The organism is Corynebacterium kutscheri (assembly GCF_000980835.1).
Lineage (GTDB): Bacteria > Actinomycetota > Actinomycetes > Mycobacteriales > Mycobacteriaceae > Corynebacterium > Corynebacterium kutscheri.
Genome location: NZ_CP011312.1, coordinates 1,737,541 through 1,761,960, shown reverse-complemented (window position 1 = coordinate 1,761,960; position 24,420 = coordinate 1,737,541). Strand labels below are relative to the sequence as shown.

Genomic DNA, 24,420 nt, shown 5'->3' with positions numbered 1-24,420 from the left:
CGTGATATTAAGTGTGAAGTCTTGTTCTGTAAGGTCGTCGATAGTTATTGCACCTCTACACAGTTTTTTGAGTGGGTCTGTTTTTAAGATGTAACCACCTTGAGTTTCTAAAGGTTCTCCTCTTCTTATCGCTACTTTTCGCTTTTTTGTTAAAGAGTTGAAGAAATCATTTGTCCAGGTGAAAAGTTCGTTTTTTTCCTAGGTCTACTGATTTTTGAAGCAATGGATGGTATACAACGCGTTGTGATGGAGGACAATCATAGTAGTAGATGCGATACAAGCCGGCTCGGGATTTTTTGATATGGCGCCGACAGTAACCTACCAGTTCATCAGCTCTATCTTCAGGTGTTTTGTGACCAAAGAGCTTGGCGGCTCGTTTTTGATAGAATCCACCATCTACAAGGATGGCAGTAGTTATTTGCCGAAATGGTGTTACATTGAGTTTATTCTTACTCATTAGTTCTCCTGATACGGCATTAACCCCAGTCATCGGCGCTCTCCGTATCAGTGGAGGGTCAACGGCTGGGGTTGATAAAACGGATGTTATCTTTCTTTTTAAGGATGTCAATTTATGTTTGTCGTCAAATATAAATTGTGGGGCATCTTCCAGGAAAGAAGAGATTTTGGTACCTACTACTTTGCATTCTAGTGCATGATGATTTGAGTTTCGGGACAATATATTTGTTTCTGATGTCCTCATAGCATAGTAATTTTCCTCAGGTAGGCATACTTTGGTGGCGTAGTTCCGCTTCCACCAATGCCTGTTGATCATGCAGCTTTTATTGCTTCGGTTAAGTATTGCAAACCTTATCGTAAAAAATCTTATAGAGTTCGATATATGGGCGTGGAAAAAGTACGCAAAGCCGCAAAGAAGGGTAAATATAAAAAGAAATGTTGTCGGGATAATCCGCGTTGCAAAACCTGTCAGGTAGTTATTAAGCGTCTAGAAAAACAAGGTGCGTTTCAACTAGACGATGCTGGGCTAAAACGCGCACTAGCTAAAGCTAGGAAATGGTAGACAAATAATTCTCGATCTCATCTGCCGCATCAGTACACATAATGGGTAGTTCTGCTAGCTCTGCTTTTGCAAAAGGCTTAAGTACAAAACTAGCTACATCCTGGCGACCTGGCGGACGGCCAATACCAACCCCGGCGCGAACATAGTTTTTCCCCAATGCTTTAGTAATAGAACGCAACCCATTATGCCCATGATCGCCGCCACCAGGAGTAATTTTTATTTGCCCCAAGGCGAGTTCCAGGTCGTCGAAAAGCACAATGGTCTGGGTAGGAGAGACCTTGAAAAAATCTGCTAGTGCTTTTACTGGGCCACCGGAAAGATTCATAAACGATCGTGGTTGCGCCAGAATGACCTTATGCCCACCCAGCCTGGATTCAGCAATAGCGGCATTGGATCGTTTATGCACACTAAAAGTTGCCGGCATAGGTGTGGTGCGGGTAGCTAGTTCTTCTAAAACCATAGCGCCGAGATTATGGCGGGTAGTTGCATACGCAGAACCAGGATTACCAAGACCGACAATGAGAAAAGTGCTCATGAATAGAAATTCTTTCATGATTGTTAAGAAATGGGGATATTGATGTTAAAAGTATTCGTGTTGTGAATAACAGGTTTTTTAGGGAATAAGAATTATAAAAGCGCTGGTAGTGAAGGTTTTCACTCGCCAGCGCTGTTATTGTTTGGTTACTTTTAGCAAAAATTTTAGCTAAAGAGCATCCCAATAAAAATCTGATTACTCAGCTTCGGTAGCCTCAGCTTCGCCTTCGGTAGCTTCTGCATCATCATCAGGGGTCTCGGCAACCTCTTCATGGGTGATAGAAGCCAAAACGGTTTCTGGGTCTGCAACCAGGGTGGTGTTAGCAGGCATGGTGAGATCGCTAGCTAGAACCTTGGTATCAACCTCAGCTCCCTCGATGGAGTGGGTGATTTGTTCAGGGATGGAAAGAACGTCAGCCTCAACAAGGATAACGTCGAGATCCTGGACAAGCTGTGCACCTGGGGCAACATCGCCTTCAAGAACAACCGGAACTTCAACCTCAACCTTTTCGCCGCGCTTGATAGCAAGCAGATCGACGTGATCAGCATTAAGGGTCAAAACATTCTGGTCAACGTGCTTGACCATGGTGAGGTACTTCTCACCCTCGATATCGAGCTCAACAACAGCGTTGGAGCCATGGTTACGCAGCAAAGCGTGTAGCTCAAGACGGTCGATGGAGAAATGGACTGGGTTTTCCAACTCGATGCCGTAGATAACGCCTGGAACCTGGCCAGCAACACGAAGACGACGTGCGAAGCCCTTGCCAAAATCGCTACGTGGGGCAGCAGAAAGAGTCTCATAAGAAGCCATGATGGTTACTCCTTGATAGTGGTTATTTATATAAACATACGGGTGAATCATGACTGCAGAAATAAAAAAACTGCGATCAAACCCGAATATGTCTTGGTCGAGTCTTCGCAGGCGCATAATGCATGTGAAAAATACTATCGCGTCGATAACGGTGAGCTTCATAAAATATGAATACTTAACCCTCGCCGAGACGTACTACATCGTAATGGCTTCAACCGGATTATACCAAATTTTCTAGCCGAAAAAATCCATGTCACACCAAATTTATCGCGCACCGTGCCAAGAAAAATATTATTAGCGTGGGTGTGTAGTGGGAACAGAATGTTCCCGCCAGTTGCTAATAGTTCAAACCATGCGGTAGCAGTCGGAGTTAATTGTCCGCTGATACAAATACTAGCTGGACTGTGCTCAACCACAGTGGAATTGCTAGCAGTTATTCGCCAACCATCAGTTGTGGTTAAGGTTGCGATAAAATCTAGATCGGTTCGGTGAGCATTTTCGATTGTAATCTCGCCGCCAAAGATGCAGCGGTAGTAATGAAGTGCTTCTTGTGCATAGCTAGTAAAGCGCACATGTGGAACGGCAATAGTTTTATGCTTAGACATGGGAGAAAAAAGTAAAATACTAATTTTCGTTTTCGGTTTCTAGTTGAAAAATCCACGTAATAGTAAATTGATCGCGAACAATTCCGACATAGGCACCAGATTCTTGCATTTCTAAAGGCTGATCGATGGTTCCATTATTGGCTAATTGTTTAAACCAACGCAGTGTTGTGTCAGAGACATTGCCGGAAATACAGATATTTACTTCCGGAATGGATTGCACCAAAGGATCCCCTTCAGCAATGTCGCTAGCCAAAAACGACCAACCATCTGCGCTGATAAGTTCGGCATAGAGGATAAATTCGGGATCTTCGGCAAAAGTACCGTCGTCAAGGTAGATATGAGCTGGATTGAGGGTAAGTGTGCCGCCAAAAATTGAATGATAATATTCCATGGCAACGCGAGTTTCTCCAGCGAAATGGATATAAGGCTGAACTCGAGTAGGCGGCGGCATACCCTTATTGTACGTGCAAAAAGCACTTGTGCAGTATCGGGGTTAAAAAAGAACCAGCGAGTAGTGCATTGTATACAGAACCCGCTGGTATATCCTAACGTAACATTCCGTTATGCTAGCCCCTCAAAGAGGTCAGTCACTGAACCGTTTTCGAAAATTTCATGGATTGTTTTTGCCAGTAGTGGTGCCATCGACAAGACGGTGAGATTATCCCAACCTTCAGTAGATTGTGGCAAAGTATCCGTGGTGATTACTTCTTTGGCACCACATTGAGAAAGCCGCTCGCGTGCCGGGCCAGAGAAAACACCGTGAGTACAGGCAATAATCACATCGGTAGCACCAGCATCGCGTAGTACTCCCACCGCACCGGAGATAGTGCCACCGGTATCAATCATATCGTCGAGAAGAATAGCGGTTTTACCTGCAACATTACCCACAACTCGGTTAGCAACCACCTGGTTAGCCACATCGACGCTGCGTGTTTTGTGCACAAACGCCAATGGTGCATCGCCTAGCGTATTAGCCCATTTTTCTGCGACTTTAACCCGGCCAGCATCTGGAGAAACGACCACAATATTTTCGAGCTCGTATTTGCTCTTAATGTAGTCGGTAAGAATTGGCATGGCATGCATGTGATCAACTGGGCCATCAAAGAAGCCTTGAATCTGATCTGTATGTAGGTCAACGCTAACAATACGATCAGCACCAGCAGTAGCCAACAAATCTGCAACTAGGCGAGCAGAAATAGGCTCGCGACCACGGTGTTTTTTATCCTGACGAGCGTAAGGATAAAACGGCAAGATAGCAGTGATATGTTTGGCGGAACCACGCTTGAGAGCATCAATCATGATGAGCTGTTCCATCAACCATTTATTTAGTGGTTGAGTGTGGCTTTGAATAACGAAGGCATCGCAACCGCGCACAGATTTTTCGAAGCGAACAAAGATTTCACCATTGGCAAAATCACGGGCAGTCATAGGAGTTAAGTCAACGCCAAGCTCCTTTGCGACGGCTTCGCCGAGTTCAGGATGAGCTCGACCGGAAAAGAGCATGAGATTTTTTGGAGAGTCCGTACTATGTGGTTCGGAGGTCATGAGGTTAAAGGATACCTTCCTGGAAACATAAATGGGAGAAACGCATGATTAAGGCTGTTTCGGGGTGGCCTTTTTCGCCGCAAGTGCTGCCTGGGCTGCTGGGGTACCTGGACGTTTTTTAATCACCCAATCTTCTATATTACGTTGTTGCCCGCCAGAAACTGCGAGTGCTCCTGGTGGAACATCATCACGGATAACAGTTCCAGCACCTGAGTAAGCACCGTCGCCAACATTAACGGGGGCGATAAACATTGTGTCAGAACCCGTGCGGACATGACTGCCAATAACAGTGTGATGTTTATTGACTCCGTCATAATTAACAAACACACTAGAGGCACCAATATTGGATTCTTCGCCAACAGTTGCATCACCGATATAGGTTAAATGTGGCACCTTGGAACCCCGACCGATGTGTGCATTTTTTGCTTCGACAAAGCCACCAAGTTTTGCTTGCTCGCCAAGAACCGTACCTGGGCGGATAAAAGTAAATGGACCAACGGTTGCTTGCGCTTCAATAATGGAGTCACTGCCATGGGTGCGTACGACGGATGCGCCCTTGCCAATGATCATATTTTCTAGGGTGCTATCGGGACCAAGCTCGACATTATCGGCAATGGTGGTGGTGCCTAGAAGCTGTACCCCAGGGCGGATAATAACGTCTTGTCCTATTTCTACTGTGACATCAATCCAGGTACTTGCCGGATCAATAACCGTGGCACCATTGCACATGACCTGTTCAACAGTACGACGGTTAAGCTCTGCACCGGCTTCGGCAAGCTGGACTCGATCATTAACACCAGCAAGTTCGCGAGCATCATCAGCGCGGTGTGCCCGCACTGGGTGTCCAGCATTGCGCGCAATGCTTAGTACATCAGTTAAATACAGTTCACCCTGGGCATTATCATCAGTAAGTTGGCTGAGCGCGGTGCGTAAAATACCAGCATCAAAGGCGAATACACCGGAATTTACCTCGGTAATACGCAAAGTGTCGCTATCGCCATCTTTTTGTTCGACAATTGCTTGTACTTCGCCATCTTGGTCGCGAACAATACGCCCATAACCAGTGGGATCATCAAGATACATGCTCAGTACGGTCACTGCGGTAGGTTGCGCTTGGTGAGCGTCGATAAGCTTGGTTAAAGTTTCTGGACGAAGTAGCGGTACATCACCATTAGTAACAACGACGGTTCCAACAAACCCATCAAGTTGTTCAAGGGCACATTGCACAGCATGCCCAGTGCCTTTTTGTTCTTCTTGAACAGCTACTTTAACCGGTACTTCCAATTCAGACGCAATGTGCTCAACAGCTGGAGCAACTTGCTCTCGGCAATGGCCAATGACAGTGACAACAAAAGCAGGATGCACACCTGCGGCGGCATGAAGCGAATGGGCAAGCAAACTACGCCCGCCAATGGAATGCAAAGTTTTTTGTTTCTGCGATTTCATGCGGGTGCCAGCGCCGGCGGCTAGCACCACGACGGCGCAGGGGTCAGGGGTGCTCACGACGGAGATACTCCTTTAAATGAATGTCTAGGGATACAGCTAGCGGATCAATTCCACCACATAGTCTAAACCCTAGAAATATTTTTCGTAGCTTAAGGCCACAACAATAACTTTCAGCGGCAGTGCAGATAACAACGCAAGGCGAACAACGCAAGGCGAAAAGCAATCGTAGTGTGGTGCTGCTGAGTTGGATTTTGAATAAAAATAAGTGGTGCTGTGGGGAAGGTAAGTGGGTAAACAGTGTTGCTCATCATAGTAGGACTGGTTGAGTGCTGGTTAGGGCGAACATAGTGTCCTTCATGGAGTGCACACTATTTGCCCAGGTAAAAACGCTTGATAGTGCGGTGCTGGACAATCATTGCATCCATAATGGTTAACTGTGGCTGGTCGGGCTAAAAATAATTGTCTTGGAATTTTCGTAGACTTGTGGGTGCTTCAACTTTTTTGACTGAAGGATCATTATGTCAATTCTTTCTCGACGCCAGTTCTTAGGTGCTATGGGAGCTTCGTGTGCAGTAGGGTTAACAGCTGCATGTTCAAAAAGCGATGGTGAGATCTCGGCACCAGAAACCACACCACCAGGCTGGGATTCTGAGACGCGCGCCTTACCTATACCACCTCTTGCCGAAGCTAAGCGAGTAGGTGATCGCACTACATTTACTTTGATTGCTCAAACTGGTAAATCAGAGATTCAACCTGGGCTATCTACTCCCACCTGGGGTTTTAATGGTCCACATCTTGGTCCTACTTTGCGTGCATCACGCGGAGAAAAAGTTGATATACATGTCATTTCTAATTTGATGGAAACGACAGCAGTGCATTGGCATGGTCTTTTAGTACCAGCAATAAGTGATGGTGGGCCGCATTCTCCGATCCAGCCAGCAAGCAATTGGACGGCTTTTTTTACTGTTGAACAGCCGGCTGCAACCTTGTGGTATCACCCGCATCCACATGGGGTTACCGGGCTGCAAGCATATCGTGGACTTGCTGGCATGTTCATTATTGATGATGACGTAGAAGAAGCCCTAGATTTACCGCGTGAATATGGTGTCGATGACATTCCGGTAGTGCTTATGGATGCCAACTTCCATGCCGATGGCAGTTTGGACGAAACATTTGATGATGAAGTTGGTTTGCTTGGCGAAGTGCCCTATGTCAATGGAATTACTAATCCATATTTCCAGGCAACAACTCGCAGAGTCCGATTACGGCTACTCGACGGTTCCAATATGCGTTTCCACAATATTGGTTTCTCTGATGGGCGTACGTTCCATGTGATTGCCACCGATTCTGGTTTGCTGGCAGAACCATATGAAACACAGTCACTTATGATTGGTCCTGGCGAACGCGCTGAAATCCTAGTCGATCTAGAACCCGGTGAAGAAGTACGGCTGCGATCGCTTGGTTTTGCAGATAATCTCAGCGTTCCAGACGACGAATACACACCAAACTTTGGACTAAAAGATATTTTCGATCTGCTGCTTTTACGCGGTCCTGCTGCTAATGAGAATGTGCCAGAAACATCAGCTGTGCCGGCGGTTTTGGATCCTAGCGCGAATAATGATGTCGGAGATATCGCTACAACGCGTGAATTTGAGCTTAATACCTTCCAAATCAACGGCGAATATATGGATATGGATCGGGTAGATATAGCGATTGATCATTCTGATGCTGAGGAATGGATAGTTACTAATGGCAACTCCGATTGGATGCATAATTTCCATATTCACAATGCAGCCTTCAGAGTGCTAGAAATCAGCGGCACAGAGGTGGAAGTTCCGATTAAAGGTTGGAAAGATACTGTTTCTTTGCCACCTCATGCCACAGTTCGCCTTGGGGTTACTTTTGGTCAGTTTAGAGATAAGAGCTACCCGTATATGTATCACTGCCATATGTTATTCCACGAAGATCAAGGCATGATGGGGCAGTATGTGATGCTTAATAAAGGCGAGACCCCAGAGCTAGATACGGAATACACTCGCGGTCCAGATCCACACGGACACTAGTTTTTACTTAACGACGATCAACGCTTATTGATATTAAGGTGCACTTCTTTTCTCATAGGAGTGCACCTTGTTGATATGAGATATGAGTACTAGGAATCTCTATTATTCGCGTTCTTGGTTGGCATAAAATAATCCCCTCTTTTAGCGGTTTTCAATAACCGATAGAAAAGAGGGGATTAGCGTAGGCAGGCTATTTTTTACGCCTTATACACATGTTTTATGTGTTAGTTGTTTTTATTCAACCGGCCGCGATAAGTGATGAAACCACCGACTAGAGCAAGAAGTAGCGCTACAAGTGCTATCCAGATTACAGAAGCACCAGTATTTGCTAGCTTGCCTTGGCCCTTATTGCTTTGGCTAGGGGCAGTAGCGGTGTTCTTGTTGTTGTTCTGCTGTGGTTGAGCTGCGTTGTTGCCACCATGGTGTGGTGCAGCTGGGTTGCTGTTGTTACCAGGTGCCGGTGCTGGGGCAGGTGCCGGATGTGGCGCCGGAGCTGGGTGTGGTGCTGGTGGGAACGGTGCCGGAGGAACCGGGATAGGAATCGGGATTGGAATAATTGGTGGGAAGTTACGGGTCGTTGTTGACTCGGTTGGTTCTGTGGTTGGTTTAGAAGTAGAAGACGCGGTTGAAGTTGCTGTCGATGACGCGGAAGTGGTTGGCTTTGTTGTCGACGAAGCGGTAGGTGTTGTTGTCTTAGACGATGAAGTTGGTGGAACTGGGGCGTTTCCTAGGGTGTACTCATTGCGAACATCAATGGTGGAGACAGTTTCGGAATCAATGGTGAAGGTGAACTTATTTCCATCTTGTTTAGCATGCTTGCTATCTACAGCGAGTTTGTGGGTGTATCCATCAAACTTGGCAGATGCTGCGTCTTCGGCAACAGTACAGGTGGTTCCTAGCGGGAATTTTTTACTTGGGATAGCAGCCGTAGCTTTAACTGTAAGCTCGCCAGTTTCTTTTTTGCCCTTTGGTGGGGTGCATTCCCAGGTGAACTTGAAGTCACGCTGAGCGAATTTTGCATCGTCGTATTGGAAGCTTCCATCAGACTTGACGATTACTGCGGACTTAGAGATTCGGAAGCTGCCTTGCTTATCTTCAGGCTTAGGCTGGGGTTGTGGATCAGGCTTAGGCGCAGGATCTGGGTTGGGCTTTGGCTCTGGTTTAGCCTCTTCTCCGGGAGTGTAGCGATTGTTTGCGGTAATGCTTACCATTCGCTCTGATTCAATAGTAAAGCTGAGCGTGTTACCGTCTTGGGTTACTCCCTGATCCTCGACAACAAGTTTGTGGGTGTATCCATCAATTTTGGCAGCTGTTGCGTCCTCGGTGACGGAGCATTTGGTTCCTAGCGGGAAGTATTCGCTTATGAAAGCACCTCCTGCGGAGTTAACCGTGAAATTGCCTTTAAGGTCACTGGCCTTTTTGTTGCCTTTACCTTCAGGTGGGGTGCATTCCCAGGTGAACTTGGATTCACGATTGGTGAATTTTTGATCAAAGTCAAGAGATTTGTCGGCTTTAACACCGGCAGAGTATTTAACGATCCTGAATCGACCTTCTTTGGTCTCGGACACCGCGTTCTCCTGTGCATGTGCACTAGTTGAGAATTGCACTGCAAGTGGAATGAGGCTTGCGATAAGGACGAGGGTGAATAGCGCAGCAATCCATGGGCTATGAGGGAAACCCTTGGTTATTGCACCTTTCTTATATGAATGATTCATTATTGTTTTCCATACTTTCTTTCTGGGAAAGGGGAACTCTACATAGAGCGCAAGAAATCATTCCTGTCTTTTGGGGCAAGGTCAAGAAAGGGGGTAATACTTAATTAGGTAAGCCTCCCCTATATGTGTTTAATTTCTCTGATAGAAGGTTATTTTGGCGGGGAGAGCCGTGGTTTTATTCGTTGTGGTCTTTTGGTGCGCATTTCATAGTGACCCCAGATATATGACAACGGATAACCTGTATGTCGTCATATACAAAAAATAAAAAATCCCTACTAACCGACGAAACGCCGGTTTGTAAGGATTGAAAAAGCTTCCCCACCAGGACTCGAACCTAGAATGACGGTACCAAAAACCGTAGTGTTGCCAATTACACCATGGGGAAAAGGCTGTAATGAAGTAGCCGAAAAGAATCATAGCCTAAAAAGCGATCAATAAGAAAAGACGTGGACACGATAGTCTTATGTGCATGGCTGCAAAGAGAATGACGGGAAAACAGCGTCGGGAACAATTGATTGAGATTAGCCGTGGTGTATTCGCTGAACGCGGGTTTGATGGTGCGAGTATTGAAGAGATTGCGGCCCGCGCTGGGGTATCGAAACCAGTGATTTATGAACATTTCGGGGGTAAAGAGGGGTTATATGCGGTTGTCATTGATCGAGAGATGCTCCGATTAGAGAAAACCATTAAAGATTCTTTGGGTACTGGACGATCACGGGCTCGTATTGAGCAAGCGGTGATTGCATTGTTGAGCTATGTGGAGGAAGAAACAGATGGTTTTCAAATTTTGGTTCGCGATATGCAGCCAACTCAGGATCGCACGTATTCAACTTTGCTTGGCGACGCAACCGTTCAGGTGTCTCATATCTTAGGCAAGGCCTTTGAACGTTCCGGATTAAATCCTGATTATGCGACATTATATGGTCAGGCATTAGTCGGTATGGTAAGTATGACTGCGCAATGGTGGTTGGATGAGCGTCGTGAGGCGTCTTCTGAGGTTGTTGAATTAAGCAAAGAAAATGTTGCTGCCCACATTGTGAATCTATGCTGGAATGGTTTAGCCGGCATGGAAGCTGAACCGCACTTATCGGCGACTAATAATCTCCCATCAGTATTGGGAAATCAGAATTAGTCATCCTAAACTTTAAAAATTTTTGAGGAGAACAATGCTTGCTGGCCTGCTCAAGGTGGCTGCTACCGACCCTAAAATAAAGGGAATGCTTTCGCATAGTGGCGAATCACGACTACACCTTACGGGTATTAACCAGGTGCATCCCTGGGCAATTGGTGCGCTGGCTCATCAAGCCCCCGTATTAGTAGTAACTGCTACCGGACGTGATGCCGAAGATCTCACTGCAGAACTAAAGGCAATGTTGGGTGAGAAAGTTGCCTGGTTTCCTGCCTGGGAAACTTTGCCGCATGAACGTTTAAGCCCCGCAGCAGATATTGTTGGTCGTCGTGCGCAGATTTTAAGTAGGCTAGATAGTTTGCAGGTGGTAGTTACTGCCGCGCGAGGTGCGTGTCAGCCAATTTTAGAAACCACTCCAGGGCGTGCTCCTTTGGTTATTGAACCAGAGCAAGAATACAATTTTAATGAGCTCACTCAGCAATTAGTGTTACGTGCCTACACTCATGTCGATTTGGTGGCTAAACGAGGAGAATTTGCTACCCGGGGCGGTATTCTTGATATTTTTCCCACTACGGCTGAGCAACCCGTTCGGATAGAATTCTGGGGCGATGAGGTCACGGAACTTCGAGCGTTTTCAGTAGCAGATCAACGAGCATTTAAAGATATTGAAATTCCTCGGTTAGAAATATTTCCTGCCCGTGAATTACTTATTACCCCAGAGGTTGCTACACGTGCTGAAGAATTAGCTAAAAAACATAGTTCACATGCAACTTTACAAGAATTATTAACCAAAATTGCCGATGGTATTCCCACAGACGGCATGGAAGCACTTATTCCAGCGCTTGTAGATACCCCCATGGTTACCTTATCTCAGCTCATGCCGACTAACACGCATGTGTTGGTTCTTGACCCAGAAAAAGTACGTACTCGTGTCGCTGATTTACAAGCTACCGATGAAGAGTTTCTTCGTGCGGGTTGGGAAGCTGCTGCTATGGGTGCTGATGGGCCGATTGCTACTGAGGGACTTGATCTTGATCGTTCGAATTATCGTAGCTATGAAGCATTAGAAGCTGCAGCGCATAGTGCCGGACAACCCTGGTGGACTTTCGCGCCTCCTGGAATGATGGAAACAGCAGAAGAAGATACTTTGCCGCTAGATTTTGATCCTGCACCACGTCCTCGAGGCGATAATGAGGCGATCAATGAAATGATGTCGATGCTGCTGGCACATACACTTGCTGGTGGGCGAGCAGCTTTCATTGCTCCCGCTGAAGGTGCAATAAAGCGCATGGTAGAGCGGTTTAAAGAAAAAGGTATTGCCACCAAAGTAGCTACTGCAAAGTGGGAGCCAAGCCCTGGTGAGGTAACGCTTTATCAGGCGTTAAGTCATGCTGGTTTGATTTTTCCTAAAGTGCGTAAGCATCGTGATGCTGAGGCGTTGCCGTTGGTAGTCATTACTGAGACTGACCTAACCGGTAACCGAGTAGGCGATATTGTTGGTGCTAAACGACGCCCTGCAAAACGTCGACATAGGGTTGATCCTTTAGCCTTGAAAAAAGGCGATTATGTGGTTCATGAAACCCACGGCATAGGTCGCTTCTTGGAGATGACCGAGCGCACCCTTACCAGCGGTGATGAAACCTCACGACGTGAATACATTGTGTTGGAATATGCGCCAAGCAAACGTGGACAGCCTGCTGATCAGCTTTATGTGCCGATGGATTCGCTGGATATGCTGAGCAAATACATTGGTGGAGAAACTCCGAGTCTTTCTAAAATGGGTGGCTCGGATTGGAAGAAAACTACAACTAAAGCTCGCGCTGCGGTGCGTGAAATTGCTGGGGAATTAGTAGAACTTTATGCTAAGCGACAATCTGCACCAGGTCATGCCTTTGCCCCGGATTCTCCGTGGCAAAAAGAAATGGAAGATAATTTTCCATATGTAGAAACTGAAGACCAGATGCTTGCCATTGATGCGGTGAAATCCGATATGGAAAAGCCTTCCCCTATGGATCGAGTGGTTGTGGGGGACGTGGGATATGGCAAAACCGAAGTCGCAGTACGCGCAGCTTTTAAAGCAGTTCAAGATGGTAAACAAGTAGCTGTATTGGTACCTACTACCTTGCTTGCTCAGCAGCACCTTAGTACCTTCACAGAGCGCATGGCAGGATTCCCAGTCGAAGTTCGTGGCTTGTCACGGTTTACTGATACCAAAGAAGCTAAAGAGATTCTTCGCGGTCTTGCAGATGGAAGCGTTGATATTGTTATTGGTACTCATCGCTTATTACAAACCGGTGTTCAGTGGAAAAACCTTGGTCTGGTCGTCATTGACGAGGAACAGCGGTTTGGTGTGGAACATAAAGAACACATCAAAGCGATGCGAACCCACGTTGATGTGCTCACTATGTCTGCAACACCTATTCCGCGCACTTTGGAAATGTCGATGGCTGGCATTCGGGAAATGTCTACTATCTTGACGCCACCAGAAGATCGCCATCCGATTCTGACTTATGTGGGCGCTCAGGAAGAAAAACAGGTAGCAGCAGCAATCAGGCGAGAACTATTGCGCGATGGTCAAGTATTTTTTGTCCATAACAAGGTTGCTGATATTGAGAAGAAAGCGCGAGAATTACGTGATTTAGTTCCCGAAGCCCGCATTGTGGTTGCCCATGGTCAGATGAATGAGGAATTACTTGAGCGTACGGTACAAGGCTTTTGGAATCGAGAATATGATGTGCTTGTGTGCACAACCATTGTTGAAACAGGCCTAGATATTGCCAATGCCAACACATTAATTGTTGAAAATGCACACCACATGGGCTTGTCTCAATTGCACCAGCTGCGCGGTAGGGTAGGACGCTCGAGAGAGCGCGGTTATGCTTATTTCTTGTATCCCAAGGCAGTAATATTAAGCGAGCATTCTTATGATCGCTTGGCTACTATTGCTCAGAATAATGATCTTGGTGCGGGCATGGCTGTGGCCATGAAAGACCTGGAAATGCGTGGTGCCGGCAATGTTCTTGGGGTACAACAGTCTGGTTATATAGCTGGGGTAGGCTTTGATCTGTATATGCGCCTAGTTGGTGAAGCCGTGGAAACGTATCGTGCGCTTGCCGATGGCAAACCCATTGATGCCAGCGATAATGGGCCAAAAGAAATTCGTATTGATCTTCCGGTAGATGCGCATATTCCGGAAGAATATATTGGTTCAGAGCGACTGCGGTTAGAGGTTTATCGGAAGCTGTCAGCGTCGACAAGCGAAGAAGATTTGATAGCTGTGCGCGAAGAAATGATTGACCGTTATGGTGCGCTTCCGGAAGCGGTGTATCGATTGCTTGCAGTAGCTAGATTGCGCCATTGTGCTCGCGAAGTAAAGCTATCTGATATTGGTATGCAAGGTACTCGGATTAAAGTGCATCCAATGGAATTGAGCGATTCCGGGCAGGTACGCTTGAAACGACTATTTCCGGGAGCGACCTACCGGGCAGCAGCAAAAGCGGTACAACTTCCCATGCCTACGGCCGGGCGAAATGTCACTGATGCGCGACTACGCGATGTGGAATTATTGCAATGGGTTGCTGATTTTATTTCTGCCATGTGGTCTAAGCCTCGGGTTTCAGTTACCGGAGAAAAGCTTGACGACGCAGTGGTTTCGGTTAGTACCGCTGATATTCATTTGGCTGGTGCTAAAGGTGGATCGTCGAAAATAATTTCTGCGCGCACCGTAACGAGGAAAAGCAATAATGCGGATCACGATAGTGATTGGGAGGAAAGGCGTGAGTCGCGGCGACATAAATATCGTTTGCGTTAGTGATTAAAACTGTAGAAAAAGCATGTTAGAAAAAACCGATGAGTTACGTTGCTAATGCCAAAGCTAAGGTAGCTCTTCGGATACTATGGCAGTCATGATTGTGCTGCTTTTGGATTCTCGCTGGCCAACACTGATTCCCTTCGATGTTTTACCAACATTGAAAGGCAATGTTGAGTTCAGTGATGAAGTTCCTATTAAAGTACGCTGGCATTTCGGTGATGTGATTACCAAGGATGAAAACAGCACTATATTAGTGAGCACTAATGTAGAGGATCCGCGGGTACTTTCCGCTATTGCTGACGGGGCACAGGTGATAGAGGTGCCCAGCCGTAAAGACCCGGTATATCAATCGGTACAGGTGATGCGTCAGGCACTAAGTATTGGTGAATGGGAGCAAAGTCAAACGCATGAGTCTTTGTTGTCGTATCTGCATGAGGAAGTGCAAGAATTTGTTGAGGCAGTGCAGCTAGAAAATAGTGAGGAAGCGCTGAAAAAAGAACTTTCGGATATCTTCTTGCAGGTGCTTTTCCACTCAGAGATTGCTGATCGTCGGGGCAGTTTTGATTTTGAAGCAGTAGCGCAAAGTTTTGTCTCAAAAATGCAAACGCGTTCCCCGTATCTTTTCGACGGTACTACTGCGCTAGTTGCTATTGAAGAACAAGAACGACTGTGGGAATTAGGCAAACAAAGTGAAACAGCTTCAGAATAATTTTTAATATTGAGCTTCAATTATGTTGATTTAACTGGGATTATTATAAGTTGGCACAGGTCATATTATGACTACTTTTGTGATGCAAGATACCTATTTTAGTTACAATGCTACGTTATGGGTTTTTTGGGAAGACGTATCATAGGATGTGGGCTAGGAATAGTTTTGGCGATGATTCTCGTCATTTCTTTCGTTGGCTGGGCACTGTCTTTTATGGATGGAGCTGCACCTATTCGAACGTTGCAACCAATTCCCGATGATGTCCCACCAGCACGAGGTGAGGAAGTTTCGCTTATTGATATCAACGCAGCTGGGCGCACTTCTGATGCACTGAGCGCTTGGGCAGCTCCTATCGCTGGAGATACTAATATTCCAGAAGCAGCGCTACGTGCTTATGGCAATGCAGAGTTAATTGCTGCGCAGGCCTGGCCTCATTGCCACCTTTCTTGGACAACATTAGCTGGTATTGGGTACGTGGAAACTCGTCATGGTAGCTATTCCGGTGAACTCATTAATTCCCGCTCTATTAATGAGGACGGGTATGTGTTACCTCCGATTATTGGGGTTCCGCTAGATGGATCACCAGGTTTTGCTCATGTGTCAGATACTGATGGCGGGAATTTGGACGGTGATACTGTTTATGATCGCGCAGTCGGGCCGATGCAATTTATTCCAGAATCGTGGCGTCGTTTTGGTCGAGATGGCAATGGCGACGGGGTAGCTGACCCTAATCAGATTGATGATGCAGCATTGTCTGCGGCGCACTTATTGTGCAATGGACGTGATCTTGCCACTGCTGAGGGGTGGGCAACGGCTGTTTACTCCTATAACATGTCCAATGAGTACCTTTATAATGTGCGCGATGCAGCAGCGAATTATGCGTTGCGGCAACCCGCAGTATGAGGGGGAACTCTTTGAAAAAAGAAAATTGTGTAATACTTCACCCTTCTCGAAGCGGAAAAAGTTTGAATTTGTTGGCATAATTGACTTTGGTCGCGCTAACCGGACAAATCATTTTTGTTTAGTTGATTTTCTTGTGGCAGAGATCGTAGAACGATCCTTTAAACCATTGGTTATGCTGGTGGTTTATTCGTCGCAAAGAATAATGACTGGGCAAGGTGGATGGCTCGGACACAGCGCGTGAGGTATTGCATAAGCAAGATCATTAATTTGCACCACAATGTCATTAGGAGACCTACAGTGGCTGATATTCTGCACGTTTTTGCACGCGAGATTCTTGACTCTCGTGGTAACCCCACCGTTGAGGCGGAGGTTTTTCTTGACGACGGCGCTCATGGCGTAGCAGGCGTCCCTTCCGGTGCCTCCACCGGCGTACACGAGGCTCACGAATTGCGTGACGGCGGCGACCGTTACCTCGGAAAGGGCGTTCTTAATGCAGTAAAGAACGTTAACGAAGAAATTGTTGATGCTATTGCTGGTTTCGAAGCTGATGATCAGCGTCTGATTGATCAGACCATGATCGAACTTGATGGCACTGAGAATAAGTCTCGTCTAGGTGCAAACGCAATCTTGGGTGTATCCATGGCTGTAGCTAAGGCTGCCGCAGAATCTGCTGGCCTGCCACTATACCGCTATATTGGTGGCCCAAATGCTCACGTTCTTCCTGTTCCTATGATGAACATTGTCAATGGTGGCGCACACGCTGACTCTGGTGTGGATGTTCAGGAGTTCATGATTGCTCCTATCGGTGCTGAGTCTTTCGCTGAGGCATTGCGTATGGGTGCAGAGGTCTATCACTCATTGAAGTCTGTTATTAAGAAGCAGGGTCTATCTACTGGTCTTGGCGACGAGGGTGGCTTTGCTCCTTCGGTAGCATCCACCAAGGCTGCTTTGGACTTGATTGTTGAGGCTATTGAGAAGGCTGGTTTCAAGCCAGGTACCGATATTGCTTTGGCACTAGATGTTGCTTCCTCTGAGTTCTACAAGGACGGCAAGTACCACTTCGAAGGCGGCGAGCACACCGCTGAGGAGATGGCTAAGGTTTATGCCGGTTTGATCGAGGAATACCCAATCGTCTCCATCGAAGACCCACTGCAAGAGGACGACTGGGAGGGCTACACCGCTTTGACCGCCGCTATCGGCGATAAGGTGCAAATTGTTGGCGACGATTTCTTCGTGACTAACCCAGCTCGCCTAAAGGAAGGCATTGAGAAGAAGGCCGCTAACGCACTGCTGGTTAAGGTTAACCAGATTGGTACTCTTACCGAGACCTTCGATGCGGTAGATTTGGCTCACCGCAATGGTTACCGCACCATGATGTCTCACCGTTCTGGCGAGACCGAGGACACCACTATTGCTGATCTCGCGGTAGCTTTGGGCTGTGGTCAGATCAAGACCGGTGCACCAGCTCGTTCTGAGCGGGTAGCAAAGTACAACCAGTTGCTACGCATTGAGCAAGAGCTTGGCGACGCTGCTGTTTACGCTGGTCGTAGCGCATTCCCACGTTTTAATGGCTAATCTTTTATAGATAGTAGGTGGCTTAATAGCCTCCGCGTGAATGTTTTAAGGCTTGTTTTCTGTCTGTGATAGGAAACAAGCCTTTTATTATTTGGAAGATAGCAGTAAAAGATATTTCCTCAGGTAGTTGAGTCGCAAGTGAAAGTTGTAGCCTAAAGCGCTAAACTGCTTGGTTATGGTGATGAGGAAAAAGCGTGTGGTTCCGGTGGCAAATCGACCGGATAAAACACCAGTTAAAGTAAGTGTTCCTCATATTTCGCTCAACATTAAAGAGCTTTTTGGCTTAGTCGTTATTATTTTATTTATTGTGCTGCTGGTTCAAGCACCACTGCGTAACTATATTGACCAGCGTGCCCAGATTGCGCACACACAGTCCTCAATCGTTGAATTACAAAACCGCAAAGATACTTTGTTGGAAGAACTTGATCGTTATCAATCGGAATCCTATATCAAAGAGCAAGCACGTGCTCGCCTAGGGGTGATCGAGCGAGGAGAGTTTGCTTACCGGGTGGTTGATCCGGGAATCGAAAATAAACAGCAAACAAAACAAGGCGAACAAGACGTCGAAACGCATAACCTTTCGTGGTATGAAGTGCTGTGGGATTCAGTTACCGTTATTGAACAAGAAGAAGAAAGTGAAACGGTTATTCCAGATAACCACATACCTATCGCACCTGCGCAGTAAGGTACCTAGGGATGATTCATGGAAGAATATCATCCATGAGTGTGAACCAAGCAGATCTTGATATTATTGCTAGTCAATTGGGCCGGGAACCGCGTGGGGTAGTGGAAGTGTCCTATTATTGCCCCGATGGCACACCAGCAGTGGTCATGACAGCTCCTCGTCTTGACGACGGTACACCATTTCCTACCTTGTATTATCTCACTGAGCCACGATTAACCGCTGAGGCTTCTCGGCTAGAGGTTGCTCAGGTAATGAAATGGATGACTCAGCGCTTGGAAGAAGATGCGCAATTGCGTGCAGATTACCAGCGCGCCCATGAGCATTTCTTAGCTAAGCGCAATGCATTAGAAGATTTAGGAACTGATTTCTCCGGCGGCGGTATGCCAGATCGGGTGAAGTGTCTTCATGTGCTTATTGCTTATGCATTAGCCGAAGGACCGCAACATTTCCGCCTGGGTACTGAGGCAGTTGCTTTAGCAGCTGAGCATGCAGGTTTACGCGGTAGCGCTATTCCAGCTGATTGGCCAACGTGTGCTGAGCTAGGCATTGAACTTAGTGATTTCGATTTTTCTCGGGCTGAAGCACCAGGAGGGAAATAAATGCCTCGTTTTGCCGCGATTGATTGTGGAACTAATTCTATTCGCTTACTAATTAGCGATGTCGATATTACTCATCTGGATAGTTTTACGGATGTCATCCGTATTATGGAGATCATCCGCCTTGGGCAAGGCGTTGATGCCACTGGTGAATTAAATCCAGCAGCTATTGAGCGTGCCCGGCAGGCCTTAGAAAAGTTCGTTTCTTTGATGAAACGTGAAAATGTGGTTGACGTGCGCATGGTGGCTACCTCTGCAACTCGTGATGCCCGCAATAAAGATGAGTTCTTTGAGATGACTAAGTGCCTGCTTGGCCAGATTAAACCTGGTGCTCAAGCAGAAGTCATCAGTGGTGAACAAGAAGCGCGCTTATCTTTCCAAGGTGCGGTTGCAGATTTGCCAGTGGATAAAGCGCCGTTGTGTGTGATTGATTTGGGTGGTGGCTCGACGGAATTTATCGTCGGTAAGCAAGCATCAATTGTAGGCAGTCACTCGGCACAGATGGGGTGTGTACGCCTTAGCGAACGCATTATGCATAGCGATCCAGCAACCCCTACTGAGATAGCAAGTGCGCGCAGTTATATCGATGAGCGCCTGGCAGAAGTACTAGGAACGGTTCCCATCAATCAAGCGCAGACATTTGTTGGCTGCGCAGGAACTTTCACTACCTTGGCGGCACTTGCTTTGGGTTTGGAAGAATATGATCCACAACAGATTCATAATTCCATTTTGCATTTCGATGCTCTTCGAGTACTGACCCAGCAACTGATTGCCGAAACTGCGCAACAGCGCGCTGGGCATCCAGTTGTCCATCCTGGACGTGCTGACGTTCTTGCCAGCGGATGTCTTGTGGTGGAACAAATCATGGATCTGATCGAGACTGAGACAGGGGTCAACCAGATCCGTGTATCGGAAAAAGATATTTTAGATGGGATCATTATTGACTTAGTGAGTACCCACATAAGCTAGGGTTTTGGTATCACAGCCACCTTGCTTTAAACTGGTATCCGCGCGAAAGCGTTGCCCCCATAGCCCAATCGGCAGAGGCAATTGACTTAAAATCAATTCAGTCTGGGTTCGAGTCCCAGTGGGGGCACCACTAAAATTACTTGATCAGGCACGTATGACGTTTGAGACCTGATTTCATAAAAATATCGCAGCATGAGAACAATCTCTGTGTCGCATTGTTGGCTGCTAGTCATTACATTCTCTGCTGTTTGCAGCTAAAAATTCCTCGCTAGCGTAGTGCTGCTTCCATTGTTGTTGGAATTGCTTAGCTAAGTTACTTTTCCTGCTCAAAAGCTATTCAGGGGTGGATTAGTTGTGGGGGTATAAGTATTTATGACGTGTTAATGCTGTGAGTGCAGTGATCTTATTATCCCGGTGAGGCGTTGAGCTAGGAGATCACGGTAAAAGCGTGGTTTAAAAGAAAAACTGGAGTGCATTTGTGACAATGCATTCCAGTTAGGATGTGATTAGCCTTGAAACTATTTAAAAAGATAGCTTGGCAAAGCTGTAACTTTTTTAGTTAGTTTCATTTTTGGTGTATTCGTTATAGGCAACAAAAGAGTAGGTTCCTACTTGCTTTAATGAGAAAGCAACCTGACGATCAGTGACCTTAGTCAGATCATCGTTGCCACCAAAAGAGTAGGCAGAGAAAGTGCTGTGGGTAAAGCCATCTACCGTAGAGTTATTGAGGTCTTCGGTAACCGTGCAGCGAGTTCCTACGGGGAAAAGTGGGCTTTCAAAAGTGCCATCAACTTTTAGCGTGAAGGTGCCGGATTGTTTTCCTTTGTGTGGTGGGGCGCATTCCCAGGTAAGTGAGTATTCTTTATTATTTTGCGAGAGCTTTTGGTTGAGCTCAGTAACTGAATCAGAGGCGGTATAAGCTCGTTTGGTGAGCATAAAACGTGCGCTGTGGGCTGGGTCAAGTGGGTTATCCGCTATGGTTTTTGCCGCTGCGGTAGGGGCGTAATGAGCTGAGAAAATAAAACTTGCCGTGAGCAAGAGGGTAAAAAGCGCAGATAGTGCGGCGATAAGTAGGTTCTTGGTAATAAAAAATTGGGTATAGAAACGACTCATACTTCCCTCCATAGTGCTATTGCTGGAAAATGAAAAAATGGTTGCATTAATGCATCCTCCAAGAAAAATGCTTAGAAATACTTAACTTTCTCTTAGGATAAATTAAGTATACCGGAAGAAGTAAATATTTACTCTTTTGGGTTATCTAACAACCTCTGCACTTATTTTTATCTAGGTACTTAAGGTGTGAGGGTCATGCTGAGATAGCAATCAGTAAGTTGATATCTCAGCAAAAGAAGTTCTAACCCTGCATCATCGCAACATTAGGTACCGGCAATTCGGTGGGAATAACGATGAGTTGGTCGTCGACAAGCGTAGTACGAACTGTGATGTTAAAAACCTCTGCTATAAGTTCTGCACTGATTACGTCTTTAGGCGATCCAGTAGCTACAACTTTTCCGGCCTTCATAACAATAAGATGATCGGCGTATCGAACTGCTTGTTGGAGATCATGTAGTACTGCAACGACGGTGCGATGAAGTTGTGTTGTCAGTGATCGCGCCAATTCAAGAAGCTGGTATTGGTGGGCGATATCAAGGAAGGTTGTTGGTTCGTCGAGAAGTACCGTAGGGGTGTTCTGGGCAAGAACCATTGCTAGCCATACGCGTTGACGCTGACCGCCAGATAAATCAGTAACGCGCTTGTTGGTAAGTTCTTTAACGTTGGCAGCACTTAGTGCGGCATCGACGGCTCGGGTGTCTTCTTTGGTCCATTGATGCAACCAATTGTGATGGGGGAACCGTCCACGGCGGACGAGTTCTTCTACCGTGATATCGGCTGGGGTAATAGTACTTTGGGGCAGCAGTGCGAGCTGCTTAGCGATCTCTTTGGTATGTAATTCGGTCAGATTCTGTCCATGGAGATAAATTGAGCCAGTGTCTGGGGTGAGAATACGGGCACAGCTTTTCAGTAATGTGGATTTTCCACATCCATTAGGGCCGATAATTGCGGTGAATTTTCCTGCAGGTATATCAACGCTGAGATCAGTGCTTACTACGTGTTTATCCCAGCTAAGAGTGATATTTTCTGTGTGTAGCGCAGAGGTTTTGGAAGAAGAAGATAAACCTGTGATAGCAGTATGAGCGGTGTTCATGGCAGTCCTTCTAGGTGCGTCGAGAAGCTGAGGCGATGAGTGTGAGTAGATAAATACCACCGATAACAACGGTGACTAGTCCTACCGGAAGTTGAACCGGAGCGAAGGCTCGTTGAGCAATGATGTCTGCAATAAGGAGCAGTATTGAACCGGTGAGTGCAGCTATTAATAACGGCGTGCGAGGACTCGCGGTGATACGTTGGGCGATATGTGGGGCAGCGAGCGCGATAAAAGAAATAGGGCCGGCAACAGCAGTAGTGATCGCAACTAAGACAACCCCGACAAACAATAAAACAAACTTGCTGCGGTTTACCGCAAGACCAAGTGCGGTCGCGGTATCATCGCCGAGATTGAGGATGTCAATGCGCGAGCCTAAAAATAAGGCAAGGGTCACGATAATAGCCAGGGCTACTATTGCGGGAGTAGCTGCTGACCAACGGATACCATTAAGCGATCCAGCACCCCAACTAGCAGCAGACATAGCAGTGTTGAGATCGCTTCGGGTGATAAGCCACCGGTTAAAAGCTGAAAGCATTGCAGAAACACCGAGGCCGACCAAGATGATGCGCAGGCCATCAATACGCAAGCGCACAGAGAATGCCATCACTATAAAAGCGGTGGCTAGTCCGCCAATGAGAGCACCGAAAGCAACGGAAGTAAAACTTGTCATCCCGGATGTCATAGTGAGAATAACTCCAGTGTAAGCACCAGTATTAAAACCGATAATGTCGGGAGAACCCAGTGGATTTCGGGTTAAAGCTTGGAACAGTGAGCCGGCAATACCTAAGGCAGCACCAACAAGTAATGCGGTAGCGATTCGGGGAGCTCGCCAAGAAAAGACGATGGTGCGAGCCAGGCCAGATTCAGTGCCTTGGAAAGCAGACCACACTTTGGCGGTGGTAATGCCTGCCCCTGGTATGGATACGGCCACTACTGTGGAAATAATCAGCAACAGAGTCAGGATAAAGAAGATGTATAAGGAACGGCGGTGGATCATGATAGTTCGCCTTTCCGGCTTTGGGCATAGGCAATAAGAAAAGGTGCCCCGATAAAAGCCACGACTACTCCGGCAGGAAATTCACCAGGCACAATTAAACGACCCACAATATCTGCCATTAGTAAAATCAGTGGCCCAAGAAGAAAAGAAGTGCTCAGCACTCGCAGAAGATCTGGACCTACAATCCACCGTGCGATGTGGGGCACCATAAGGCCAAGGAAAACAATGACCCCAGCCGCAGCAGTAGCACTAGCAGCAAGGATTACTATAGCGACAAAAGAAAAGAAACGAATGCGAGTAGTGGAAGCACCAATAGAAGTAGCCATAGCATCGCCTAGCGCAAGCGCATTAAGGCCATGAGCACAAGCGATTGCAAGCACAATGCCGCACGCAAGACCACTACTTGCGATACCTAACGGAGTAAGCGTGCCGACGTCTACGCTTCCTACCATCCAGCTTTTTAATCGGTCGAAGGCCTGGGGGTTAACTAAGGAAAGTCCCTCACCGATTCCAGAAAGAATTGCGCTAAGAGCCACTCCGGATAAAACTAAGCGGACTGGGTCAGCCATGGTTGCGCGATGAGTTCCTATGGAATACACCACCGCTGCCGCAGCGCATGCGCCGATAAGTGCTAGTGCTAAGAAGGCCCAGGAAGACGATGCATTAAAGAAGGCTATGCCTATGACGATTGCAAAAGCGGCACCCGAATTAATTCCTAGCGCGCCGGTGTCTGCTAATGGGTTACGGGTCAGGGCTTGGGAAAGAGTTCCGGCAAGCCCGAGCGACATGCCAGCGATAAGGGCAAGAAGAGTACGAGGAACTCGTCTATCCCACACGATTGTGGAAGTTATATTCGTAGAATCGGGATGCACTAGGACATCAGCGATATGCGATAAGGGAATGGCTCTGGCTCCAATTGCAATACTTGCAACACTTAATATGAGAAGTAGTGTCGTTAAAAGCAATATTATGGCGACTAACGAGCGGCGCGTTTGTGGTTTATTGCGCGCGTATTTTAAAAAGAATTTTCGCTGTTCAATGGGGTCGGATGAGGTCGTTGAAACCATTGTTTTATGTTAACTAAATCAATTAGTTTAGGCTAA

The 24,420-nt window shown here is 46.9% G+C and carries 22 protein-coding genes and 1 tRNA gene; 11 read left to right on the top strand and 12 right to left on the bottom strand.

Going from position 1 to position 24,420, the window contains the following annotated elements; translation table 11 throughout:
* Window positions 1–166: 166 nt before the first annotated feature.
* Window positions 167–457: a PIN domain-containing protein gene (locus tag UL82_RS11435; RefSeq protein WP_232009544.1), complete on the bottom strand. Its 291-nt coding sequence runs from the start codon at window positions 455–457 to the stop codon at window positions 167–169.
* Window positions 458–838: 381 nt separating this feature from the next.
* Here UL82_RS11435 and UL82_RS11605 point away from each other — a divergent pair, with 381 nt between their 5' ends.
* Entirely contained in the window at window positions 839–1,018 is a 180-nt protein-coding gene (locus tag UL82_RS11605; protein WP_046440259.1) for a hypothetical protein, read from the top strand.
* Here UL82_RS11605 and pth read toward each other — a convergent pair.
* From pth to glmU, 6 genes are all read right to left on the bottom strand, one after another.
* Window positions 1,005–1,553, bottom strand: coding sequence for an aminoacyl-tRNA hydrolase (pth, locus tag UL82_RS08040; protein ID WP_083966446.1), 549 nt, complete (start codon window positions 1,551–1,553; stop codon window positions 1,005–1,007). The genes UL82_RS11605 and pth overlap by 14 nt on opposite strands.
* Window positions 1,554–1,748: 195 nt before the next feature.
* A complete protein-coding gene (locus UL82_RS08035) occupies window positions 1,749–2,363 on the bottom strand; it encodes a 50S ribosomal protein L25/general stress protein Ctc (RefSeq protein ID WP_046440255.1) in 615 nt (204 codons plus the stop codon).
* Window positions 2,364–2,521: 158 nt separating this feature from the next.
* Complete coding sequence (locus UL82_RS08030) at window positions 2,522–2,968, bottom strand: VOC family protein (RefSeq protein ID WP_046440253.1); 447 nt, start codon at window positions 2,966–2,968, stop codon at window positions 2,522–2,524.
* Between the two features lie 19 nt (window positions 2,969–2,987).
* Window positions 2,988–3,419 (bottom strand): VOC family protein, encoded by a 432-nt coding sequence (locus UL82_RS08025; RefSeq protein WP_046440251.1) that lies wholly within the window; start codon window positions 3,417–3,419, stop codon window positions 2,988–2,990.
* Window positions 3,420–3,529: 110 nt separating this feature from the next.
* The gene (locus UL82_RS08020) at window positions 3,530–4,513 is read right to left on the bottom strand and encodes a ribose-phosphate diphosphokinase (RefSeq protein WP_046440250.1); all 984 of its coding nucleotides are present in this window, start codon (window positions 4,511–4,513) and stop codon (window positions 3,530–3,532) included.
* Between the two features lie 48 nt (window positions 4,514–4,561).
* Window positions 4,562–6,016: a bifunctional UDP-N-acetylglucosamine diphosphorylase/glucosamine-1-phosphate N-acetyltransferase GlmU gene (gene glmU, locus UL82_RS08015; RefSeq protein ID WP_046440248.1), complete on the bottom strand. Its 1,455-nt coding sequence runs from the start codon at window positions 6,014–6,016 to the stop codon at window positions 4,562–4,564.
* Between the two features lie 461 nt (window positions 6,017–6,477).
* Here glmU and UL82_RS08010 point away from each other — a divergent pair, with 461 nt between their 5' ends.
* On the top strand, window positions 6,478–8,022 hold the full coding sequence (locus UL82_RS08010) for a multicopper oxidase domain-containing protein (protein WP_046440246.1): 1,545 nt from the start codon (window positions 6,478–6,480) through the stop codon (window positions 8,020–8,022).
* Window positions 8,023–8,246: 224 nt separating this feature from the next.
* On the opposite strand, the gene UL82_RS11070 is transcribed toward UL82_RS08010, so the two are convergent.
* Window positions 8,247–9,737: a DUF5979 domain-containing protein gene (locus tag UL82_RS11070; RefSeq protein WP_052735922.1), complete on the bottom strand. Its 1,491-nt coding sequence runs from the start codon at window positions 9,735–9,737 to the stop codon at window positions 8,247–8,249.
* A 469-nt stretch (window positions 9,738–10,206) separates the two neighbouring features.
* Here UL82_RS11070 and UL82_RS07995 point away from each other — a divergent pair, with 469 nt between their 5' ends.
* The 9 genes from UL82_RS07995 to UL82_RS07955 all read left to right on the top strand — a co-directional run bounded on the left by UL82_RS07995 (window position 10,207) and on the right by UL82_RS07955 (window position 20,244).
* Window positions 10,207–10,869, top strand: coding sequence for a TetR/AcrR family transcriptional regulator (locus UL82_RS07995; RefSeq protein ID WP_046440245.1), 663 nt, complete (start codon window positions 10,207–10,209; stop codon window positions 10,867–10,869).
* Window positions 10,870–10,903: 34 nt separating this feature from the next.
* Window positions 10,904–14,677 carry a transcription-repair coupling factor gene (gene mfd / locus UL82_RS07990; protein ID WP_046440242.1) on the top strand — a complete coding sequence of 1,258 codons (3,774 nt, stop codon included), beginning with the start codon at window positions 10,904–10,906 and terminating at the stop codon, window positions 14,675–14,677.
* 94 nt (window positions 14,678–14,771) lie between these two features.
* On the top strand, window positions 14,772–15,386 hold the full coding sequence (locus UL82_RS07985) for a MazG nucleotide pyrophosphohydrolase domain-containing protein (RefSeq protein ID WP_046441392.1): 615 nt from the start codon (window positions 14,772–14,774) through the stop codon (window positions 15,384–15,386).
* Window positions 15,387–15,503: 117 nt separating this feature from the next.
* On the top strand, window positions 15,504–16,289 hold the full coding sequence (locus tag UL82_RS07980) for a lytic transglycosylase domain-containing protein (RefSeq protein ID WP_046440240.1): 786 nt from the start codon (window positions 15,504–15,506) through the stop codon (window positions 16,287–16,289).
* A gap of 297 nt (window positions 16,290–16,586) precedes the next feature.
* Window positions 16,587–17,864 (top strand): phosphopyruvate hydratase, encoded by a 1,278-nt coding sequence (gene eno / locus UL82_RS07975; RefSeq protein ID WP_046440238.1) that lies wholly within the window; start codon window positions 16,587–16,589, stop codon window positions 17,862–17,864.
* A gap of 175 nt (window positions 17,865–18,039) precedes the next feature.
* A complete protein-coding gene (locus UL82_RS07970) occupies window positions 18,040–18,549 on the top strand; it encodes an FtsB family cell division protein (RefSeq protein WP_046440236.1) in 510 nt (169 codons plus the stop codon).
* Between the two features lie 35 nt (window positions 18,550–18,584).
* A complete protein-coding gene (locus UL82_RS07965) occupies window positions 18,585–19,148 on the top strand; it encodes a DUF501 domain-containing protein (protein WP_046440235.1) in 564 nt (187 codons plus the stop codon).
* Window positions 19,149–20,114: a Ppx/GppA phosphatase family protein gene (locus UL82_RS07960; RefSeq protein WP_046440233.1), complete on the top strand. Its 966-nt coding sequence runs from the start codon at window positions 19,149–19,151 to the stop codon at window positions 20,112–20,114.
* A 53-nt stretch (window positions 20,115–20,167) separates the two neighbouring features.
* A tRNA-Leu gene (locus tag UL82_RS07955) sits at window positions 20,168–20,244 on the top strand.
* Between the two features lie 425 nt (window positions 20,245–20,669).
* Here UL82_RS07955 and UL82_RS07950 read toward each other — a convergent pair.
* From UL82_RS07950 to UL82_RS07935, 4 genes are all read right to left on the bottom strand, one after another.
* A complete protein-coding gene (locus tag UL82_RS07950) occupies window positions 20,670–21,227 on the bottom strand; it encodes a DUF5979 domain-containing protein (protein ID WP_046440231.1) in 558 nt (185 codons plus the stop codon).
* A 241-nt stretch (window positions 21,228–21,468) separates the two neighbouring features.
* On the bottom strand, window positions 21,469–22,320 hold the full coding sequence (locus tag UL82_RS07945; protein WP_046440230.1) for an ABC transporter ATP-binding protein: 852 nt from the start codon (window positions 22,318–22,320) through the stop codon (window positions 21,469–21,471).
* 10 nt (window positions 22,321–22,330) lie between these two features.
* Entirely contained in the window at window positions 22,331–23,317 is a 987-nt protein-coding gene (locus UL82_RS07940; protein WP_046440228.1) for a FecCD family ABC transporter permease, read from the bottom strand.
* Entirely contained in the window at window positions 23,314–24,384 is a 1,071-nt protein-coding gene (locus tag UL82_RS07935; protein ID WP_046440226.1) for a FecCD family ABC transporter permease, read from the bottom strand. Before UL82_RS07935 ends, UL82_RS07940 begins: the two co-directional genes overlap by 4 nt.
* Window positions 24,385–24,420 lie beyond the last annotated feature (36 nt).

Excerpts from the sequence above, each read along its gene's own strand:
- UL82_RS11435 (WP_232009544.1), bottom strand. The coding sequence starts at position 457 with ATGAGTAAGAATAAACTCAATGTAACACCATTTCGGCAAATAACTACT.
- UL82_RS11605 (WP_046440259.1), top strand. The coding sequence starts at position 839 with ATGGGCGTGGAAAAAGTACGCAAAGCCGCAAAGAAGGGTAAATATAAA.
- pth (WP_083966446.1), bottom strand. The coding sequence starts at position 1,553 with ATGAGCACTTTTCTCATTGTCGGTCTTGGTAATCCTGGTTCTGCGTAT.
- UL82_RS08035 (WP_046440255.1), bottom strand. The coding sequence starts at position 2,363 with ATGGCTTCTTATGAGACTCTTTCTGCTGCCCCACGTAGCGATTTTGGC.
- UL82_RS08030 (WP_046440253.1), bottom strand. The coding sequence starts at position 2,968 with ATGTCTAAGCATAAAACTATTGCCGTTCCACATGTGCGCTTTACTAGC.
- UL82_RS08025 (WP_046440251.1), bottom strand. The coding sequence starts at position 3,419 with ATGCCGCCGCCTACTCGAGTTCAGCCTTATATCCATTTCGCTGGAGAA.
- UL82_RS08020 (WP_046440250.1), bottom strand. The coding sequence starts at position 4,513 with ATGACCTCCGAACCACATAGTACGGACTCTCCAAAAAATCTCATGCTC.
- UL82_RS08010 (WP_046440246.1), top strand. The coding sequence starts at position 6,478 with ATGTCAATTCTTTCTCGACGCCAGTTCTTAGGTGCTATGGGAGCTTCG.
- UL82_RS11070 (WP_052735922.1), bottom strand. The coding sequence starts at position 9,737 with ATGAATCATTCATATAAGAAAGGTGCAATAACCAAGGGTTTCCCTCAT.
- UL82_RS07995 (WP_046440245.1), top strand. The coding sequence starts at position 10,207 with ATGGCTGCAAAGAGAATGACGGGAAAACAGCGTCGGGAACAATTGATT.
- mfd (WP_046440242.1), top strand. The coding sequence starts at position 10,904 with ATGCTTGCTGGCCTGCTCAAGGTGGCTGCTACCGACCCTAAAATAAAG.
- UL82_RS07985 (WP_046441392.1), top strand. The coding sequence starts at position 14,772 with ATGATTGTGCTGCTTTTGGATTCTCGCTGGCCAACACTGATTCCCTTC.
- UL82_RS07980 (WP_046440240.1), top strand. The coding sequence starts at position 15,504 with ATGGGTTTTTTGGGAAGACGTATCATAGGATGTGGGCTAGGAATAGTT.
- UL82_RS07970 (WP_046440236.1), top strand. The coding sequence starts at position 18,040 with ATGGTGATGAGGAAAAAGCGTGTGGTTCCGGTGGCAAATCGACCGGAT.
- UL82_RS07965 (WP_046440235.1), top strand. The coding sequence starts at position 18,585 with ATGAGTGTGAACCAAGCAGATCTTGATATTATTGCTAGTCAATTGGGC.
- UL82_RS07960 (WP_046440233.1), top strand. The coding sequence starts at position 19,149 with ATGCCTCGTTTTGCCGCGATTGATTGTGGAACTAATTCTATTCGCTTA.
- UL82_RS07950 (WP_046440231.1), bottom strand. The coding sequence starts at position 21,227 with ATGAGTCGTTTCTATACCCAATTTTTTATTACCAAGAACCTACTTATC.
- UL82_RS07945 (WP_046440230.1), bottom strand. The coding sequence starts at position 22,320 with ATGAACACCGCTCATACTGCTATCACAGGTTTATCTTCTTCTTCCAAA.
- UL82_RS07940 (WP_046440228.1), bottom strand. The coding sequence starts at position 23,317 with ATGATCCACCGCCGTTCCTTATACATCTTCTTTATCCTGACTCTGTTG.
- UL82_RS07935 (WP_046440226.1), bottom strand. The coding sequence starts at position 24,384 with ATGGTTTCAACGACCTCATCCGACCCCATTGAACAGCGAAAATTCTTT.